Below are 19,638 nucleotides of genomic sequence, written 5' to 3'. Positions count from 1 at the left end.
GCAACAGTGCCTAAGTTCTGACAACGTGCGGAGGCCGGTGTAAATACTGGGCAATCCGCCGTATCGGAGGGTCGCGGCATGGAAGGATTGTGAATGAAGGGTCGGTGGAGGCGAGACGCGCCCGCTCGACCCTTTTGGACTTTTTCGTGACTTTTCATGATCATATGGACGATCCGGCGATCCGTGGCGGGACGGCTCACCGGAGAAGGGAAGACCCGTGGCCACCTCATCGAAGCTCGCAACGCCGGACGCGGCCGTGCCGGGAAGCAACGACCTGGCCGGACAGCTGGCGGAATTCCTTCGCGGGCACAACGATGAGCTGATCGAGTTCCGGCGCGACGTACACGCACACCCGGAGATCGCCTTCAGCGAGCATCGCACGACCGAGAAGATCGCTGAGCGGCTGACGGACGCCGGGCTGACCCCGCACCCGCTGTCGCGCGGCACCGGCCTGTGGGTGGACCTCGGCCGGGACGAGGGCCCCACGGTCGCCCTGCGTGCCGACATCGACGCGCTGCCGATGGAGGACGAGAAGGACGTCCCCTACCGCTCCACGAACCCGAACGCGTGCCACGCCTGCGGCCACGACGTGCACACGGCGATCGTCATCGGCGCGGGGCTGTTCCTGGCGTCGCAGGCCGACGCGGGAGCGCTCCCCGGCCGGGTGCGGCTGATCTTCCAGCCCGCCGAGGAGGTCGCGGGCGGCGCGCTCGAGGTCATGCGCGACGGCGGCCTCAACGAGGTCGACCGCATCTTCGCGGTGCACTGCGATCCGCGCCTTGACGTCGGTCACGTCGGCCTGCGGACCGGCCCGATCACCGGGTCCTGCGACAGCCTGCGCATCCGCGTCGCGGGCCCGGGCGGGCACACCGCCCGGCCGCACCTGACCGTCGACCTCGTCTACGCGCTCAGCAAGATCGTCACCGAGCTGCCGGCCGCGCTGTCGCGCCGCGTGGACCCGCGCTCCAGCCTCAGCCTCGTGTGGGGCCAGATCGCCGCGGGCTCCGTGGCCAACGCGATCCCGGACGTCGGGGTCGCCCAGGGCACGGTCAGGTCGCTCGACGAGGATGCCTGGCACCAGGCTCCCGACCTGGTCAAGGCACTGCTCGACTCGGTGGCCGGCGCGTACGGCGTGGACGCCGAGATCGACTACCGGCGCGGCACGCCGCCCACGGTGAACGAGGCCACCAGCATCCAGATGCTGCACGACGCGGTCACCCAGATCATCGGCGAGGGGGCGGCCGTGCCCACGCCGCAGAGCCTCGGCGGCGAGGACTTCTCCTGGTACCTCGAGTCGGTGCCCGGCGCACTCGCCCGGCTGGGCACCCGGCCGGCGGGGGCCGTCGACGAGGTCGACATCCACCGGCCGCAGTTCGACGTGGACGAGCGGGCGATCGGGATCGGCGTCAAGGTCCTCGCCGCCACCGCGCTGACCGCGCTGTGGGGCGGCGCCCGCTGAACCGCGTTCACCGAACCGGCCGAGCCAGCTGAGCCGTACGCCGCCGTGCCCGACGTCTCCCCCCTGCGTCCCGAGGATCCCCACCGTCTCGGGAACTACCGCCTCGACGGCCGCCTTGGCGTGGGCGGCCAGGGGGTCGTGTTCCGCGGCGCCGGCGCTTCGGGCGGGCCGGTGGCCGTGAAGCTCCTGCACGCGCGGGTCGACGACGCCTCCGCCCGGCGCGCCTTCGCCCGTGAGATCGAGGCGGTGCGCCGGGTCGCACCCTTCTGCACCGCCCAGGTCCTCGACGCCGACCTCGACGGCGACCGGCCGTACATCGTGAGCGAGTACGTCGACGGCCCGTCGTTGCGCGAGCACGTGACGGCGGCGGGTCCGCGGACGGGCGGCGACCTCGACCGGGTCGCCGTGGGGACGGCCACCGCGCTCGCCGCGATCCATCGGGCAGGGGTCGTCCACCGCGACTTCAAGCCGGGCAACGTGCTCCTCGGCTCGGACGGGCTGCGGGTCGTCGACTTCGGCATCTCCCGGCTCGCCGACGCCACCGCGACGACCGGGAACCCGGTCGGCACCCCGGCGTACATCGCGCCGGAGCAGCTCGAAGGACGACCGGCCGGGCCGGCGGCGGACGTGTTCTGCTGGGCGCTCACGCTCGTCTACGCGGCGAGCGGGCGGCACGCCTACACCGGAGACACGTACGCGGCCGTCATGGCCCGCATCCTGTACGGCACGCCGGACCTCGGGCCGCTCACCGGTCTGCTGAAAGACCTCGTCGTGGCGTGCCTGGCCGCGGAGCCGGCCGATCGGCCGGACGCTGGCCAGGTGCTGAGCGCCCTGCTCGACCGATCCCCGGGACGGCCGGGTCCGGCGGCGCAGGGTCTGCCCGCGCGGGACCTGACCGCACAGGGTCCGACCACACTGGATCCCAGCGCTTCCGGATCCGCAGCGGGGCCACGGCGTGAGCCGGAGGACACGCTGCCCGGGGCGTGGACCGACGCCGACCGGGCCGACGCCGAGCCGACCGAACCAGAGCGCCGTCGCGGGCGAGCGCGCGTGGTCGCGCTGGTCGCCTCGCTCGCCGTCCTCGTCGCGGTGGGCGTCGCGTGGGTGCTGACGGCCCGCGAGCCCGGGCGCCTGGACGGGACGTGGACGGGTGTCGCCCGCTATCCCTCGGCCGGCCGTGTCTTCCCGGTCGAAATCCGCCTGGCGGCCCCGGCGCGGATGAGGTGGGGTGCCGACCTGCACTGCTCCGGCCGTCTCACCCCCGCGAGCGGGCCGGGTGATGTGCTCGTGCTGGCCCTCGACCAGGTGAAGGGCGACGCCTGTTATCCCGGCAGCGTCTCGATCACATGGCGGGGCGAGAGCGCGGCCGACTTCGAGGTGACACGCGCGGGGGAACAGGACGCCCGATACTCGGGATCCCTCACCCGCACGAATTAACTCAAATGGGATAAATCTGTCAGAGCCCTTTGTGTGGTGCGTTCTCCCGCGCGCACAGCGGGTATCGCGGACGGTGGGACCACCATTCCGGGTTGGAGGTCCGATTGCGGCCGTTCCAAGCGGCGATGGCGGGCGCCGTCGCCGTCGCCGTGACCGCCGCCGCGGGATGCGGCGGCGGGGTGGAGACGGCGTCCTCGCAAACCGGCTCGCTGCGGGTCGGGCTCGTGTACGACATCGGCGGACGGGGCGACAAGTCGTACAACGACGCCGCGGCCGCCGGAGTCGACGAGGCCAAGCGCAACCTGACCGGCCTGCGGGTGCGGGAGGTCGAGGCCGCGCCGGGCGAGCCCGTCGTCCGGAAGGTGGAGCGGGTGTGGGCGCTCGCCGAGGCCGGCTACGACCCGATCATCGCCGTCGGCTACTCGTACGCGCCGGCGCTGGCGCGGATCGCCCCGAAGTTCCCCAGAACACGGTTCGCGATCGTGGACGAGCCGACGGTGTCCGGTCCCAACATCACGAACCTGTTGTTCGCCTCGGAGCAGGGCTCGTTCCTGATCGGCGCGGCGGCGGCGATGAAGTCCCGCACCGGCGACGTCGGCCTCGTCGGGGGCAATCGGTCGCCGCTGGTCAAGAAGTTCGAGGTCGGCTACGTCCAGGGCGTGAAGCACGTGAACCCGCGGGCACGGATCAGGATCGCCTACCTCGCGGGCCCGCACGACCTGAGCGGCTTCGAGCGGCCGGACAAGGCGCAGAAAGCCGCGCGGTGCATGTACCGGGCCGGTGCCGACGTGGTCTACCAGGTGGCCGGGGCCTCGGGGGCCGGGGTGTTCCGCGCGGCGAAGAAGGCCGGGGCGTGGGCCATCGGCGTCGACTACGACCAGGCCAAGAGTGCCGACCCGGCCGTGCGCCACGTGATCCTGACCTCGATGATCAAAAGGATCGACGTCGCGGTCTACGACTACCTCGCCAACGTCGCCGACCACACCGTCACCAGCGGCCGGGTCGTGTACGACCTGAAGCTCGGCGGCGTCGACTACAGCCTCACCGGCGGCCACATCACCGACATCCAGCCGCGCCTGGAGCAGCTCAAGCAGGAGATCATCCACGGCAGGGTCAAGGTTTCCCCAGGCTGACACCCTGGTCACGGTGTGGACTGGGCTCAATAACGGACATGTTGCGGACTGGTGTGCGGGTTTGGTCTATGCAGGTCAAACAACTATCTTCCGTGCAGGGTTGCCGTGCGTTCCTGCGTGCGTGCGACGAGAGTCAGACGGGCGGGGAACGGAAGGGGAGTCACGACCTTGCTCCACAATCGAGTTAGCAGACTGGCCGCCGCCACCGCGGGCGGCGCCTTGCTCATGGCCGCCGCAGCGTGTGGGGGTAGCGACGACACCGCCACGACCGGAGCTTCGGCCGGCGCGTCCTCCGCGCCCGCCGCCGCGCAGGTCAAGGTCGGCCTGGCGTACGACATCGGTGGCCGCGGCGACGGTTCCTTCAACGACGCGGCCGCGGCCGGCCTGGACAAGGCCGAGTCGGAGCTCAAGGTCCAGAAGAAGGAGCTGGAGGCCACCCAGGGCGAGACCGACGCCCAGAAGGAGGAGCGGCTGCGCCTGCTCGCCTCCGGGGGTTACAACCCGGTCATCGCGGTGGGCTTCGCCTACTCCGGCTCCGTGGCGAAGGTCGCCAAGGAGTTCCCCGACGTCAAGTTCGCCATCGTGGACGACGACGCGGCCAAGGGCGACAACATCACGAACCTGATGTTCGCCGAGGAGCAGGGGTCGTTCCTCGTCGGGGTCGCGGCGGCGCTGAAGTCCGAGAAGGGCGACGTCGGCTTCGTGGGCGGCGTCGACGTGCCGCTGATCCACAAGTTCGAGGCGGGCTTCAAGGCCGGCGCGAAGGCCGTCAAGCCGGACATCAAGATCCAGAGCAAGTACCTCACCCAGCCCCCGGACTTCGGCGGCTTCGGTGACCCGGCCAAGGGCAAGACGGCCGCGCAGGGCATGTACGACGCCGGCGCGGACGTGGTCTACCAGGCGGCCGGCGGTTCGGGCGCGGGCGTCTTCGAGGCGGCCAAGGCCGCGAACGCGATGGCCATCGGCGTCGACTCCGACCAGGCGGCGCTCCCGGCGTACGCCGACTTCAAGGACGTGATCATCTCCTCGATGATCAAGAAGGTCGACGTGGCGGTCTTCGACTTCCTGAAGAACTACACGACCGGCGCGGTCAAGTCGGGCCCGTCGGTCTACGACCTCAAGGCGGGCGGCGTGGACTACTCCACGACCGGCGGCAAGATCGACGACATCAAGTCGAAGATCGACGAGTACAAGCAGAAGATCATCAGCGGCGAGATCACGGTCCCGACGTCCTGACCTGCGTAATCGAGGGGCCCGGAGGCACCCGCCCCGGGCCCTTTGCTCTACTCTCACTATCACTTGACCGTCACCGGGCACTCCGCGAGGAGGAGGCCGACATTACCGCCGCGACCGTTACGGAACCCGCAGTAGAACTCACCGGGATCACCAAGAGGTTCCCGGGAGTCGTCGCCAACAGCGACATCCACCTCCGCGTCGCCAAGGGGCACATCCACGCCCTCGTCGGCGAGAACGGCGCGGGGAAGTCCACGCTGATGAAGATCCTGTACGGGATGCAGCGCCCCGACGAGGGCGAGATCCGCGTCAACGGGTCGCCCGTGGGCTTCCACACCCCCGCCGACGCCATCTCCGCGGGCATCGGCATGGTCCACCAGCACTTCATGCTGGCCGACAACCTGACCGTGCTGGAGAACGTGGTTCTGGGCAGCGAGCCGCGCCGCGGCGGCCTCGCCCTCGACTTCGCCGCCGCGCGTAAGAAGATCAAGGAGATCTCCGACGCGTACGGCCTGGGCGTACGGCCGGACGTGCCGGTCGAGGACCTGGGGGTCGGTGACCGGCAGCGGGTGGAGATCCTGAAGGTGCTCTATCGGGGCGCCCGCATCCTGATCCTGGACGAGCCGACCGCGGTGCTCGTGCCCCACGAGGTGGACGAGCTGTTCGACAACCTGCGCGGCCTGGTCCGCGAGGGGCTGACGATCCTGTTCATCTCCCACAAGCTGGACGAGGTCCTGCGAGTCGCCGACGAGATCACCGTCATCCGGCGCGGGACCACCGTGGCGACCGTGAACCCCAAGGACGTGACCTCCCGCAAGCTCGCCGAGCTCATGGTCGGCAGCGAGCTGCCCAGCCCCGAGACCCGCGAGTCGACCGTCACCGACGTCGTCGCCCTGTCCGTACGCGACCTGACCGTGCGCACCGGTGACGGGCGTCCGGTGGTCGAGAACGTGAGCTTCGACATCCACAAGGGCGAGGTGCTCGGCATCGCGGGCGTCGAGGGCAACGGCCAGGCGGAACTCGTCGAGGCGATCATGGGCATGCGCCCCTGCGAGGCGGGGGCGCTCACGCTCGGCGGCGCCGACATCTCCCACTGGTCGACGCTCAGGCGGCGCGCGGGCGGCATCGGCTACATCCCCGAGGACCGCCACCGGCACGGGCTGCTGCTGGAGTCGCCGCTCTGGGAGAACCGCATCCTCGGCCACCAGACCCGCCGGCCCAACGTCAAGGGCCCGTGGATCGACCGCGCCGGCGCGCGGGCCGACACGCGGCGCATCGTCGAGGAGTACGACGTGCGCACCCCCGGCATCGACGTGGACGCGGCCACGCTGTCCGGCGGCAACCAGCAGAAGCTGATCGTCGGGCGGGAGATGAGCGGCGACCCCGTGCTGCTCATCGCCAGCCACCCCACCCGCGGCGTGGACATCGGCGCGCAGGCGGCCATCTGGGACCACCTGCGCACCGCGCGCGCCGCCGGGCTGGCCGTGCTGCTGATCTCCGCGGACCTCGACGAGCTGATCGGGCTGTCCGACACGCTCAAGGTGATCCTGCGCGGCAGGATCGTCGCCGACGTCGATCCCGCGAACGTGACCCCCGAGCAACTGGGCTCGGCGATGACCGGCGCCGGGGAGGAGACGGTATGAACGGGTTCCTCGACCGGGTGCTCGGCCGGGTGCGGCTGGGCGGCTGGCTCGCCGTCGCCGCGCCGGTCATCGCGGTCGTCTTCGCGGTCCTGATCACCTCGGTGGTCCTGCTCGTGGCGGGCAAGGCGCCCGTGGAGGCGTTCACCACCCTCGCGGACTACGGCACTCAGCCGCGGTCGATGGCCATGATCCTCAACACGGGGGTCATGTACTACATCTCCGCGCTCGCGGTGGCCGTCGGCTTCCGGATGAACCTCTTCAACATCGGCGTGGACGGTCAGTACCGGCTCGCAGCCGTGGTCGCCGCCGGGCTCGGCGGCGCCGCCGTGGTGCCCGGCGTGCTCAACATCGTCCTCGTGATCGTCGCCGCGGTGGTCGTCGGCGCCCTGTGGGCCGCGATCGCCGGCCTGCTCCGGGTGTACCGGGGCGTGAGCGAGGTCATCTCGACCATCATGCTGAACGCGATCGCCACCGGCCTCGGGTCATGGCTGGTCAGCGAGCACTTCGGCGTGCTGACCGGCAACGACCTCGGCACCAGGCCCATCCCCGACGACGCGCACATGCCGGGCATCCCGCTCATCGCCGGCACGCCGGTGCTGGTCAACGGGTTCATCGTGGTGGCGGTCCTGCTCGGCGTCGCGTACTGGGTCGTGCTCAACCGCACCCGGTTCGGCTTCGAGCTGCGGGCGACCGGCAAGTCCGAGTCCGCGGCGGTGGCCAGCGGCGTCAGCGTGAAGAAGATGATCGTCGTCACGATGGTCATGTCGGGGGCGGTCGCCGGTCTGATCGGCATGCCGGAGCTGCTCGGCGCCTCCTACAAGTACAGCAACAACTTCCCGGCCGGCCTCGGCTTCACGGGCATCGCGATCGCCCTGCTCGGCCGCAACAACCCGGTCGGCATGGCGGTCGGCGCGCTGCTGTGGAGCTTCCTGGACAACTCGTCCAACCAGCTCCAGCTGCTCGACATCTCCAAGGAGATCGTCCAGATCATGCAGGGCGTCGTCGTGCTCTCCGTGATCATCGCGTACGAGCTGGTCCACCGCTACCGGATCGTCGCGGAGCAGCGCAGGGTCAGCCGCGAGCTCGCCGCGCCACAGGAGGCGCCGAAGGCGGAGGCGGCGGCATGAGCGAGCGCAGCGAGCGAATCGGTAGGCACAGCGCGTTTTCGCTCATGCGACCCCGAGCCGCCAGGCGAGGAGGGCGTATGAGCGGGCCGGACGGAATCGAGGAGACGGCATGACGGCGACGGACCTCCCGGTCGACCGCCCGGTCGAGACGCCGCAGGCGCGGCGCCTCCGGCTGTCGGCGCCGGTGCTCCTGCTCGGCCTGGCCGGGCTCGTGGTGCTGCTGTCGATCGCGCGGCTGGTGACCGGGGCGAACGACATCACCTCGGCGGGCACGGTCAGCGCCGCCCTCGGCCTCGCCGTGCCGATCGGGCTCGCCGGTCTCGGCGGCCTCTGGTCGGAACGGGCCGGCGTGGTCAACATCGGCCTCGAAGGCATGATGGTGCTCGGCACCTGGTTCGGGGCCTGGGGCGCCCTCCAGTTCCACAGCCCCTGGGCGGGCGTGGTCGCCGGCGCCGTCGGCGGGGCGCTGGGCGCGGCGATCCACGCCGTCGCGACCGTGACCTTCGGCGTCGACCACATCATCTCCGGCGTGGCGATCAACATCGTCGGCGTCGGCTTCACCCAGTACCTGTCCCAGCTCGTCTTCGACGGCATGCCGGGCGGCGGGACGAAGAACTCGCCGCCGCTGCCCAAGATGGGCACGGTGAGCCTGGGCTTCCTCGACGACCCGCTGCGGACCGTCGAGGCCAAGCACTGGTTCGTGCTGTCGGACTTCGCGGGCGTGCTGCGGGGCATCACCCAGGGCGTGTCCTGGTTCACGATCCTGGCGATCCTGCTGGTCCCGCTGTCGTTCTACGTCCTGTGGCGGACGCCGTTCGGCCTGCGCCTGCGGGCGTGCGGTGAGCGTCCGGTCGCGGCGGAGTCGCTGGGTGTCAACGTCTACCTGTACAAGTGGGCCGCCGTGATCGTCTCCGGCGTGCTCGCCGGGCTCGGCGGCGCGTTCCTGTCGCTGGTGGCCGCGGGAATCTACCGCGACGGGCAGACGGGCGGACGCGGCTACATCGGCCTCGCCGCCATGATTTTCGGCAACTGGCGTCCCGGCGGGCTCGCCGGTGGCGCGGCGCTGTTCGGCTACACCGACGCGCTCCAGCTCCGGCAGGGCGGCATCTCGGTGCACGCGCTGCTGCTCGTCGTCGTTTTGCTGCTCGTCGCCGTGGCGGTCTACCAGCTCGTGCGGCAGCGGCGCGGGGGCGCGGCACTGATCACCGGGGTCGTGGCGATCGCGGTGTTCGTGGTGTTCGCCGTGACGGACACGGTGCCGGAGCAGTTCACCTCGTTCACCCCCCACCTGACCACGCTGCTGGTGCTGTCGCTGGCCTCACAACGCCTGCGCATGCCGGCGGCCGACGGCGTCCCGTATCGAAGGGGGCAGGCGAAATGAGCATCGACTGGGAGGCGCTGCGGGTCGCGGCCCGCGAGGCCATGACTCACGCGTACGCGCCGTACTCGAAGTTTCCCGTGGGAGCCGCGGCGCTCGTCGACGACGGCCGGGTCGTGACCGGCTGCAACGTGGAGAACGCGTCGTACGGCGTGGGGTTGTGCGCCGAGTGCGGGCTGGTCTCGGCGCTGCACGCGAGCGGCGGCGGCAGGCTGGTGGCCTTCACCTGCGTGGACGGCCACGGCGAGCTGCTGATGCCGTGCGGCCGCTGCCGTCAGCTGCTGTTCGAACACGGCGGCGCCGAGCTGCTGGTGGAGACGCCCGACGGGCCGATGCGGATGGCCGATTTCCTGCCGTTCGCCTTCGGGCCCGACGATCTGTCGCGATAGAGGGGGAAGTGTGGGGTTCGACGCGATCGAGGTCATCACCGTCAAGCGCGACCGGGGTGAGCTGTCGACCGCCCAGATCGACTGGGTGATCGGCGCGTACACGCGGGGCGAGGTGGCCGACGAGCAGATGTCGGCGCTGCTGATGGCGATCCTGCTCAACGGCATGAACCGCAGGGAGATCGCGGACTGGACCCAGGCCATGATCAGGTCGGGGGAGCGGATGGACTGGTCCTCCCTCGACCGGCCCACGGCCGACAAGCACTCCACCGGCGGGGTCGGCGACAAGATCACTTTGCCGCTGGCTCCGCTGGTCGCCGCCTGCGGCGCGTACGTGCCGCAGCTGTCCGGACGGGGTCTCGGGCACACCGGCGGCACGCTGGACAAGCTGGAGTCGATCCCCGGCTGGCGGGCGTCGCTGTCGAACGACGAGATGCTCGCCGTGATCCGCTCGGCCGGAGCGGTCGTCTGCGCGGCGGGCGCGGGCCTCGCGCCCGCCGACAAGAAGCTCTACGCGCTGCGCGACGTCACCGGCACGGTCGAGTCGATCCCGCTGATCGCCTCCTCGATCATGTCCAAGAAGATCGCCGAGGGCACGGGGTCGCTCGTGCTCGACGTGAAGGCCGGCTCCGGCGCGTTCATGAAGAACGTGGACGACGCCCGGGAGCTCGCGCGGACGATGGTCGAGCTCGGCACCGACGCCGGGGTGCGCACGGTCGCCCTGCTGACCGCGATGGACCGGCCGCTGGGCCTGAAGGTGGGCAACGCGCTGGAGGTCGAGGAGGCCGTCGAGGTGCTCGCCGGCGGCGGCCCCGCCGACGTGGTCGAACTCACCGTACGGCTGGCCAGGGAGATGCTGGAGGCCGCCGCCGTCCCGGGCGCCGGGGACCCCGAGGAGGCGCTGAAGGACGGCTCGGCGATGGACGCCTGGCGGCGAATGATCGTCGCCCAGGGCGGCGACCCGGACGCGCCGCTGCCGACGGCCGCCGAGTCGGCCGTGGTGGTCGCCCCCGCCTCGGGCACGCTGCGCACGCTCGACGCGCTCAAGGTCGGCGTGGCCGCCTGGCGGCTCGGGGCCGGACGGGCCCGCAAGGAGGACCCGGTGTCGGCCGGCGCGGGCATCGTCCTGCACGCCAAGCCCGGTGAGACGGTCCGCGCCGGAGCCCCGCTGATGACCCTGTACGCCGACGAGGCCGCCAGGTTCGACCGGGCCCTCCAGGCTCTGGAGGGCGCGTACGAGATCGGCGAGGACGGCCTCGACCTGCTCCCCCTGGTGATCGACCGCCTCACGGCCTGAACGCCCCGGTTCGGCCGCCCTGACAACCGAACCACAAGTGGATCACCAGAAGACGCTGTGATGCTCCGTGCCGCAAGCGAAACCGCGTCACAGGAGAGATCCACATGTGGAAGAAGACGTCATTCGCCGCGGTGGCCGCCGTGGCCGCTCTGTCCGTGGTCCCCGCCGCCCCGGCGAACGCGGCGGTCACCGTCAAGATTTACCAGGGGTACGGCGCCTACCTGACCGAGTCGGACCACGCGTTCCAGTGCCCCACCAACGAGGTGCTGATCGGCCGGGAGCACTACGGGGACGAGAACGGCATCACCGGTTACACGTGCGGCCGGGTCTACATCGACGGCGAACAGATCACGGTGATGAAGTTCCCCCTCGGCGACGCGATGAAGGAGAGCGACTCGTTCTTCTCCGCTCCGGAGAACAACGCCATCGTCGGTCGGCGGCACAAGGGGGACGAGAACGGGACGACCACGTACTACTACGGCACGCTGTTCTGGAAGGGACGGGTGGTGCGGCTCACGTCCCGGGGCTGGACCATCCCCCTGGTGGAATCCCACCACGCCTCGATGGCGGGCGCTGTCGAAGTCATGACGGGCCGCCGTCACTCGGGTGACGAGAACGGCGACACCGCCTACGAGTATGGCACGGTCACGCTCGACGGCTGAGGCTCGCCGTCTGGCGTACGAGCGGAGATCGAGAGGTCGGCGGGGTATGAGCGGCGTCAGCGGGTGATCAGCAGCGCGCCCATGCCGACGAACAGGCCGCCGGTGAGCATGTCGAGCCTCTTCCGCAGCCGCCGGTAGCCCCTGGTGATCCACGGGCTGCCGGCCAGGAAGGCGACGGCGGAGAACCAGGCGAACGCCACGGCCAGCATCGCGCCGAGCGTGACCGCCCGCATGGCGAGGTCCGTACGGTGCGGGAGCAGGCTGGCGAACAGGGCGCCGAAGAAGACGAGGGCCTTGGGGTTGGCGAGGTTGGTCAGCAGCCCGGCGCGCCACTCGCGCAGCCTGCCCGGACCGTGCGCGGCGACGGCCGGCGCCGCCTCGTCGCCGGCCGGGGACGACTGCTTGCGAGCGGCGCGGATGGTCGCCACGCCGAATGCGACGAGGAACAGGGCGCCGGCGACGCGGGCGGCGATGTAGAGCCACTCGAACCGCTGGACGAGCACGGTGACGCCGAACAGACCGGCGACCGCCCACACGCCGATGCCGGTGACGACGCCCGCGGCCGCGCGCACGCCGCTGCGCCGCGACCCGCCGGCCGAGTGTCTGAGCACGATGAGGAAGTCGGGACCCGGGCTCATCACCACCAGGATCCAGACGCCGAGCAGGGGAAACAACGGCAACCACGACATGGGCGGGTCCTTCCTGGCCGGGCTCGGCCGGCTCTGGACGGGTTCGGCGGGGGAGGCAAGGGAGGCAGGGGAGACAGGGGAGGCAGGGCTCAGCCGGCCACGGGCGAGGCGATGACGACCGTGACGTCCGCCGGGGCGTCGCCGGTGCGGTAGCGGTGCGGGCGGTCGCCCGCGAAGGCCAGCAGGTCGCCCGGCCCGAGGAGGCGCGGGTCGTCGTCCGGGCCGGCCGTGACCTCGCCGGCGGCGACGAGCAGGTGCTCGACGGTGCCGGGCGCGTGCGGGACGCCGTCGAGGTCGGTGTGCGGGGGCACGCGCAGCCGCCACAGCTCCAGGCTGTGCCCGCTGCCGATCCGGCGCAGCAGTTCGCGTGTCGGGCCGTCGGCGGCCGCGGGCGTCGAGGGCAGATGGACGGGACCGGCGTCGGTGTCCCTGGTCAGCAGGTCGGTCAGGGGGATGTGCAGCGCCAGGGCGACGGCCTCCAGCGTCTCGATCGTCGGATTGCCGGTGCCGGCCTCCAGGCCGGACAGCGTCGCCTTGCCGAGACCGGCACGGCGGGCGAGCTCGGCCGCGCTCATCCCGCGCTGCGCCCGGCGCAGCCGGATCTGCGCGCCGATCGCCGCGGCCGCCCCGCTCATGACGGCATTTTCAACGGAACCATACGTTCACTATAGCGAACGATAATCCGCGTCGCTCGCCGCGAGGGCGTCGCCGAGGGGCGTGCGGTAGTACAGGACCGACCGCCCGGCCCGGCGGCGCCGTACGAGACCGGCGTCGAGGAGCACCTTGAGGTGGCGGCCCACCGATCCCAGCCCCTGACCGGTCAGCGCCACGAGATGGGTCGTGCTCTTCGGCGCGGAGAGCAGCATGAGCACCCGCGCCCGCGCCGGGCCGAGCAGCCTGCCGAGCGTCTCGGGCGCCGGCGCCCGGTCCGGCTCGGCCAGCGTTCCCGAGCAGGGGTAGACCAGGGCGTAGTGCCGGCCCGCCGTCCAGGCGGTCCACGCCTGGCGGGGAGTGACCGGGACGAACATCAGCCTCGCCCCGCCGATCTGCCTCGGCGGGTAGTCGTAGGTGTTGATCTGCAACCGGTTGCCGCCGAGCCAGCGCATCCCCTTGCGCATGTCGTTCAGCGCGGCGGCCCAGCCGCCCTGGCTGACATGGCCCACGCGGGCGACGATGTCGGCCTCCATGATCCGCCGACGGCGTGGCCAGTCGGGCAGCACGGTTCGCGTCCACACCCACTCCAGCAGGCCGGCCGCGCGTTCGGGCAGGTCGGGACGGCGCAGCGGCTCCGGCAACGGGCCGCGCAGCGCCACCTCGATGTCGGCGTGCGCGGTCTCGGGCGGGGTCGCGCGGACGCGGGCCAGTTCCTCCTCGAAGGCGGGCTCGCCCTCGCCGGTCGGAGCGGGCGTGAGGAAGTCGGCGGTCCAGTTGCGTCCCCGCGCGGCCCGCAGCAGCAGCGCCGTGATCGGGTCGCCGGCCAGGCGGGACCGGTAGGCGGGCAGGTGGGCGTCGAGCCATGCCCGCTCGCCGGGATGCGCGGCCGACGCCCTCTCCAGGGTGAACAGGCAGGCGGTGGCCTCGGCCAGCGGGGAGATCACGAACCGGCTCTCCGCGAGAGTGTCGGCGTTGACCAACCACCAGCCCATGTTTCGCCTCCCCGCGAAACAATAACGGCGGAGCGCGGCGGTGATCGAGGCTCCCGTCATGCGCACATATCGGGAACTGTTTCGCACCCCCGAGTTCACGCCCCTGTTCACCGTCGCGTCCGCTCAGGTGGCGGCCTCGACGGTGAGCGGTCTGGCGCTCGGCACACTCGTGTACGGGGCGACGGGGTCGCCGCTGCTGTCGGCCCTGAGCATGTTCGGCTCGTCCTTCGCGCAGGTGCTCGGGGCGACGGTGCTGCTGTCGGCCGCCGACCGGCTGCCTCCGCGCGCCGCGATGGCGGCGCTGGCGCTGGTCCACTGCGCCGGCACGGCCGCGCTCGCCGTGCCCGGGCTGCCGCTGTGGGCGGTGTTCGCGGTCGTCCTCGGCATGGGGCTCGCCGCCTCCCTCGGCGGCGGAGTCCGGTTCGGGCTGCTCAACGAGATCCTGCCCAGGGACGGCTACCTGCTCGGCCGCTCGGTGCTCAGCATGTCGGTCGGCGTGCAGCAGATCATCGGCTTCGTCACCGGAGGCGTGCTCGTGACCGTGCTGTCCCCGCGCGGCACCCTGCTCGCGGGGGCGGGGTTGTATCTCGCCGCCGCGGCCGTCGCCCGGTGGGGGCTGACGGCCCGCCCGCCCCGCGCGCAGGGACGGCCCTCGCCCGCGGAGACGTGGCGGATCAACCGCACGCTCTGGTCGTCCGGGATGCGCCGCCGCCTCTACCTGGCTCTGTGGGTGCCGAACGGCCTGATCGTCGGCTGCGAATCGCTGTACGTCGCCTACGACTCCCGGCACGCCGGGCCGCTGTTCGCCTGCGCCGCCGCCGGGATGCTCGCCGGTGACACGCTGATGGGGCGGTTCGTCCCCAGGCGGTGGCGCGAGCGGCTGAGCGCTCCGCTGCGGCTGCTGCTCGCCGTGCCCTACCTCGTCTTCCTCTTCCACCCGTCCCTGCCGGTCGCGGTCGCCGCCGTCGTGCTCGCCTCGGCCGGATATTCGGCCAGCCTCCTGCTCCAGGAACGCCTCATGGCCGTCACCCCGGAGGAGATGAGCGGGCAGGCGCTCGGGCTGCAGTCGTCCGGCGTGCTCACCATGCAGGGGGTCGGCGCGGCGGTCGCGGGGGCGGTCGCCCAGTTCACCTCGGCTGCGGCCGCCATGGGCGTGATGGCGGTGGCCTCCGTCGCGGTCACCCTCGCGCTGGCGCCCGGTCTGCGGGCCGACGAGGCCGCGGAGGTCCGCTCCTCCGCGCCTGCCGGGAGGGCGGCGTGATCAGCCGTACGAGACGGTGTGCCAGGGTGGTCCTGCCGCGCCGGACCGGCCGGACGCGCAGAGGGGAGAGCCATGTCCGATCAGCGGGGCATCCGGCACGTCGAGATCGGCGTCGCCGACCTGGCCCGCTCGCTCGGCTTCTACCGCGATCTGCTCGATCTCGCCCCCGCCGAGGGGCCGGCGGGAAGTCCGGGTGTCGCCTGGCTGGCGGCGGGGTCCGTGCTGCTCAAGCTGGTCGAGACGGGCGACGGCGATCTCGGCGGCTGGGTGAACGACGACCTCCAGCGCGGCATCCGGCACATCGGCTTCAAGGTCGGCGACGTCGATCTGCGGGCCGAGCGCGTCCGCGACGCCGGGGTGCCCTTCACGCTGCCGCCGCTCGACGCGGTCGGCGGCGTGCGCATCGCGTTCTTCCAGGACCCGGACGGCACCCATCTGGAGATCACGGACAACTATCTGCGGTATCACCGGGTCGCCTCGCCGGAACTGGCCGAGCGGGAACGGCTGGCCGCCCTGAGCAGGCCGCGTACGGCCCCGCCGGTCTTCGACCACGTGGCGGTCACGTCCGCCGACCTCGACGTCGCGCTGGCCTTCTATCGGGACACGCTCGGCTACGAGGTCGTCGGACAGATAACGCAGGACCAGGACCCGCGAGGCTTCCTGATCACGTACCTGCTGGCCGGGGACGCGGTCCTGGAGGTGTTCACGTTCACCGCCCCCACGACCGCGAGCCCGTGGACCCCCGACCCGTGCCGGCGGGGGTTCCGGCATGTCGCCATCGCCGCCGAGGACCCGGAGGAGGCGGCCCTGCGGCTGACGGAGGCGGGCGCGAGGGTGGCTCGGAACGATGTGCTGGTGGACGCCGACGGCGTGCCCCTCGTGATCGCCTGACCCCGCCGCCTTCCCGTGGTCAGACGTGGTGCCGGGTGTCGACTGTCAGCGGGAGCAGGGCCTCGACCACGGTTCCGCCGCCGGGCCGGGAGGTGATCGCGCAGGTGCCGCCGAGTTCGGCCGAGCGCTCGCGCATGGAGACCGTCCCGACTCCGGCACGTGCCGTCGAGGGCAGTCCGGCGCCGTCGTCGCCGATCCGGACCCGCAACGTGCCGGTCCCTGTCACCTCCACCTCGACCTCCGCCGCGCCGGCGCGGGCGTGCCTGCGGACGTTGGTGAGCGCCTCCTGGACGATGCGGTAGACGGCCGTCTCCACGGCGGACGGCAGGCCGGCCAGGTCGCCCGACACCGTGACCCGGGTCGCGGGCGGCCCCTCCCCGGCGAGTGCCAGGATCGCCCCTTCCAGCCCGAGGTCGTCCAGCGCCGGAGGACGCAGGCCGTACACGAGCCTGCGGATGTCTCCCGCGACGGCGTCCATCCCCGTGCGCAGGTCGGCGAGCAGGTGGTCGGCGGCCTGCGCCGAGTCCCGCAGCGTGATCCTGGCCATGTTGATCGTCATGGCCATGGTGCCCAGCGTCTGTCCGAGGCCGTCGTGCAGGTCGCGGCGGATCCGGCGGCGTTCCTCCTCCCGCGCGGCCAGGACGCGCTCCCGCGAGCGCCGCAGATCGGCGGACACCCGCACCGCGTGCGCCGCGTCCGCGGCGTAGGGCGCGAGCGCGGCCAGCACCCGGTCGTGTGCGAGAGCGAACCGGCGCGGTCCCCGCGAGCCGACGAGGAGGCTGCCCACCAGCTCGCCGTGCCAGACGAGCGGGATCCGCCGGGGATCGGCGCCGACGTCGCCGCTCTCCAGACGGCCGGGCAGCCCGTCGGTGACCTCCACGGCCACGCCGGTGACGCCCAGATTGTCGCGGAGTGCGGTGACCACGGACGCCAGTGCCTCGGCCGGCACCGCCTGGCGCAGCCGCTCGACGAGCCCTTCGGCAAGGAGCCGGGGATCGCCCGCGCCGCCGTGCGCCGTGCGCTGCGCCCGCCGCCGCAGCGCACGCCACAGGCGGGGGAGGAGACTGCCGGACAGCCCGGCGGCCAGCACGCCCACGAGCCCGGCGGCGCCGACGCCGGCCAGGTCGAGACCGGTGACCGGCGAGGCGGCCGTAGCGGGGACGAACACGCCGGCAGGTGCGATCGCGGCGGCCGGCGCCACCAGGCCGATCACTGCTGAGGCCCACATGGCCTGTGCGGGGTGGGGGACGAGCTCACGACGGGTACTCCTCGGTGGCCGGCGGACCATCCGCCGCCTACCGAGAACGATGACCGAGCTCTGTCCCGGTCCGCATGAGTCCGCCGTCCCCTTTCGGCATGGCGGTTGTCCCGTCCGGATGGGACACAGCCCGCATGGGGCACCGCGGAGCGGGCGCGTCCTGCCTGCTCACGTGCCGTGGGCGGCGCCCCCGATCAGAGGGGGCGAGGCGCCTCGTCCGGGACGGGCGGCGCGTAACCGGCGTTCACGAGGTGGGGGAACAGGTGCGCGGACAGGACGGCCCGATGGGTGGGGGTCGCCTCCGCGTGCCGTCGCCGGCCCTCCTCGGTGACGTGCACGAACACCCCGCGCCGGTCCGCCTCGCACAGCGCGCGGGCGACCAGTCCCTCGCGTTCCAGGCGGGCGATGAGGCGCGACAGAGCGCTCTGGCTCAGGTGGACCTGGTGGGCGAGCTCCTGCACGCGGAACTTGACCGTCCCCGGCTCCGCGCAGGGGAACTGGCCCTCCACGAGGCGCTCCAGCACCTCGAACTCGCTCACGCCGAGCCCGTGCTTGTCGCTCAGCTCCCGCTCCAGCGCGCACGACACCTCCGCGTGCCGGGCGAGCAGTTCGCGCCAGGCCATGACCACAAAGCCGGTGTCGATGTCGTTCATCGAAATCCTCCGAGGAAATCCCCGCCTTCAGGCAGGGAGGAATCGGACTCTCTGCCGAGCAGGGCAGGGATAGGCGTTTCGCCGTCAGGTGAACCAACGTACGAACACACGTACGATCCATCGTTGATCGTGCGATGATGCGAGGCATGGCGCGGACCGTGAAGCGGGCGTACAAGTACCGCTTTCACCCCACCCCCGAGCAGGCCTGCGAGCTTGCCCGGACATTCGGGTGTGTGCGCCTGGTCTACAACAAGGCTCTGGAAGAACGGACCCGCGCCTACACCCTGGAAGGCCGTCGCGTCTGTTACGTGGAGTCCTCGGCCGCGCTCACCCAGTGGAAGAAGACGCCCGAGCTGGCGTTCCTGGGCGAGGTGTCCAGCGTGCCGTTGCAGCAGGCGCTGCGGCATCTGCAGGCCGCGTTCGCGAACTTCTTCGCGCGCCGGGCCAAGTACCCGGCGTTCAAGTCGCGCAAGAAGTCCCGCGCCAGCGCGGAGTACACCCGCTCGGCGTTCCGGTGGCGGGACGGCCGACTGTGGCTGGCGAAGATGGACGCCCCGCTGGACATCGTGTGGTCGCGCCCGCTCCCGCAGGGGGCGCGACCGTCCACCGTGACCGTGAGCAAGGACGCGGCCGGGCGGTGGTTCGTATCCCTCCTCGTGGAGGAGACGATCACGCCGTTGGCTCCCGTCGACGCCCAGGTCGGCGTGGACGCGGGGCTCACAAGCCTCCTCACGTTGTCCCGCCCGGTCGACGGGCTGACCGATGAGGACGGCAAGGTCGCCAACCCCCGGTATGAACGAGCAGACCGCAGGCGCCTGGCCAAGGCCCAACGGACGCTCGCCCGCAAAGCCAAGGGCAGCGCGAACCGGGCCAAGGCCCGGCGAAGGGTCGCCCGCGTCTACGCCCGGATCACCGACCGCCGCCGGGACTTCCTGCACAAGCTTTCGACTCGGCTCGTCCGTGAGAACCAAACGGTCGTGATCGAGGACCTGACCGTCCGCACCATGGTCCGCAACCACTCCCTCGCCCGCGCCATCTCCGACGCATCGTGGCGGGAACTGCGGTCGATGCTGGAGTACAAAACGCGGTGGTACGGGCGAGAGTTGCTGGTCGTGGACCGGTGGTTCCCCTCCTCCAAGCTGTGCTCCGCCTGCTGCACTCTGCAGGAGTCGATGCCGCTGAACGTCCGGACCTGGGAATGCGCCTGCGGCGCCGTCCATGACCGGGACGTGAACGCCGCCAAGAACATCCTCGCCGCCGGGCTGGCGGAGAGGTAAAACGCCTGTGGAGCTGGTGTAAGACCTCAAGGAGAGTCCTCTCCGACGGGGCGACCGGCAGTGAAGCAGGAAGCCCGACCGGCGACGGTTGGAATCCCCTTCCGCCAGAGAGGGGAGGAAGTCAAGCGAGGCCGCCTTTCTCGGCGCGACCATACCATGCGCGCGCATTAGATGCAAAGGCATTAATTGCTTGTGCATTGAATGCATG

17 protein-coding genes and 1 pseudogene are annotated in these 19,638 nt (G+C 71.7%); 13 read left to right on the top strand and 5 right to left on the bottom strand.

Annotated elements, in window-relative coordinates; translation table 11 throughout:
- Positions 1-217 precede the first annotated feature (217 nt).
- The 10 genes from FH610_RS07375 to FH610_RS07330 all read left to right on the top strand — a co-directional run bounded on the left by FH610_RS07375 (position 218) and on the right by FH610_RS07330 (position 11,755).
- Entirely contained in the window at positions 218-1,459 is a 1,242-nt protein-coding gene (locus tag FH610_RS07375) for an amidohydrolase (protein WP_420813659.1), read from the top strand.
- Between the two features lie 45 nt (positions 1,460-1,504).
- Positions 1,505-2,896 carry a serine/threonine-protein kinase gene (locus FH610_RS07370; protein ID WP_139573521.1) on the top strand — a complete coding sequence of 464 codons (1,392 nt, stop codon included), beginning with the start codon at positions 1,505-1,507 and terminating at the stop codon, positions 2,894-2,896.
- Positions 2,897-3,000: 104 nt separating this feature from the next.
- Positions 3,001-4,029, top strand: coding sequence for a BMP family lipoprotein (locus FH610_RS07365; RefSeq protein WP_205825613.1), 1,029 nt, complete (start codon positions 3,001-3,003; stop codon positions 4,027-4,029).
- A 225-nt stretch (positions 4,030-4,254) separates the two neighbouring features.
- A complete protein-coding gene (locus FH610_RS07360) occupies positions 4,255-5,265 on the top strand; it encodes a BMP family lipoprotein (RefSeq protein ID WP_139573520.1) in 1,011 nt (336 codons plus the stop codon).
- A gap of 101 nt (positions 5,266-5,366) precedes the next feature.
- Positions 5,367-6,905: an ABC transporter ATP-binding protein gene (locus FH610_RS07355; RefSeq protein ID WP_139573519.1), complete on the top strand. Its 1,539-nt coding sequence runs from the start codon at positions 5,367-5,369 to the stop codon at positions 6,903-6,905.
- Complete coding sequence (locus tag FH610_RS07350) at positions 6,902-8,032, top strand: ABC transporter permease (RefSeq protein ID WP_139573518.1); 1,131 nt, start codon at positions 6,902-6,904, stop codon at positions 8,030-8,032. Before FH610_RS07355 ends, FH610_RS07350 begins: the two co-directional genes overlap by 4 nt.
- Positions 8,033-8,141: 109 nt before the next feature.
- Complete coding sequence (locus FH610_RS07345; RefSeq protein WP_139573517.1) at positions 8,142-9,413, top strand: ABC transporter permease; 1,272 nt, start codon at positions 8,142-8,144, stop codon at positions 9,411-9,413.
- Complete coding sequence (locus tag FH610_RS07340) at positions 9,410-9,799, top strand: cytidine deaminase (protein WP_139573516.1); 390 nt, start codon at positions 9,410-9,412, stop codon at positions 9,797-9,799. The genes FH610_RS07345 and FH610_RS07340 overlap by 4 nt, the downstream gene beginning before the upstream one ends.
- Positions 9,800-9,809: 10 nt before the next feature.
- Entirely contained in the window at positions 9,810-11,093 is a 1,284-nt protein-coding gene (locus FH610_RS07335; RefSeq protein WP_139573515.1) for a thymidine phosphorylase, read from the top strand.
- 104 nt (positions 11,094-11,197) lie between these two features.
- Positions 11,198-11,755, top strand: coding sequence for a hypothetical protein (locus FH610_RS07330; RefSeq protein ID WP_139573514.1), 558 nt, complete (start codon positions 11,198-11,200; stop codon positions 11,753-11,755).
- A gap of 56 nt (positions 11,756-11,811) precedes the next feature.
- Here the strand turns inward: FH610_RS07330 and FH610_RS07325 are convergent, their stop codons facing one another.
- From FH610_RS07325 to FH610_RS07315, 3 genes are all read right to left on the bottom strand, one after another.
- Complete coding sequence (locus FH610_RS07325) at positions 11,812-12,444, bottom strand: LysE family transporter (protein WP_139573513.1); 633 nt, start codon at positions 12,442-12,444, stop codon at positions 11,812-11,814.
- Positions 12,445-12,533: 89 nt separating this feature from the next.
- Entirely contained in the window at positions 12,534-13,079 is a 546-nt protein-coding gene (locus FH610_RS07320; protein WP_139573512.1) for a helix-turn-helix domain-containing protein, read from the bottom strand.
- Positions 13,080-13,109: 30 nt separating this feature from the next.
- Positions 13,110-14,090 (bottom strand): ArsR/SmtB family transcription factor, encoded by a 981-nt coding sequence (locus FH610_RS07315; RefSeq protein ID WP_139573511.1) that lies wholly within the window; start codon positions 14,088-14,090, stop codon positions 13,110-13,112.
- Positions 14,091-14,130: 40 nt separating this feature from the next.
- On the opposite strand from FH610_RS07315, the gene FH610_RS07310 reads away from it, so the two are divergent.
- On the top strand, positions 14,131-15,351 hold the full coding sequence (locus FH610_RS07310) for an MFS transporter (RefSeq protein WP_205825611.1): 1,221 nt from the start codon (positions 14,131-14,133) through the stop codon (positions 15,349-15,351).
- 72 nt (positions 15,352-15,423) lie between these two features.
- Positions 15,424-16,242: a VOC family protein gene (locus FH610_RS07305; RefSeq protein WP_139573510.1), complete on the top strand. Its 819-nt coding sequence runs from the start codon at positions 15,424-15,426 to the stop codon at positions 16,240-16,242.
- Positions 16,243-16,261: 19 nt separating this feature from the next.
- On the opposite strand, the gene FH610_RS07300 is transcribed toward FH610_RS07305, so the two are convergent.
- Both FH610_RS07300 and FH610_RS07295 read right to left on the bottom strand, forming a co-directional pair.
- Positions 16,262-17,470 (bottom strand): sensor histidine kinase, encoded by a 1,209-nt coding sequence (locus FH610_RS07300; protein WP_240808818.1) that lies wholly within the window; start codon positions 17,468-17,470, stop codon positions 16,262-16,264.
- 224 nt (positions 17,471-17,694) lie between these two features.
- Positions 17,695-18,153: a MarR family winged helix-turn-helix transcriptional regulator gene (locus FH610_RS07295; protein ID WP_139573508.1), complete on the bottom strand. Its 459-nt coding sequence runs from the start codon at positions 18,151-18,153 to the stop codon at positions 17,695-17,697.
- Positions 18,154-18,299: 146 nt separating this feature from the next.
- On the opposite strand from FH610_RS07295, the pseudogene FH610_RS07290 reads away from it, so the two are divergent.
- Positions 18,300-19,601 (top strand): annotated as a pseudogene (locus FH610_RS07290) (RNA-guided endonuclease InsQ/TnpB family protein).
- Positions 19,602-19,638: the final 37 nt, after the last annotated feature.

It is taken from the genome of Microbispora catharanthi (assembly GCF_006334915.2).
Lineage (GTDB): Bacteria > Actinomycetota > Actinomycetes > Streptosporangiales > Streptosporangiaceae > Microbispora > Microbispora catharanthi.
The sequence above is the reverse complement of the archived record's forward strand: the minus strand, read 5'-3'. Positions and strand labels throughout refer to the sequence as shown.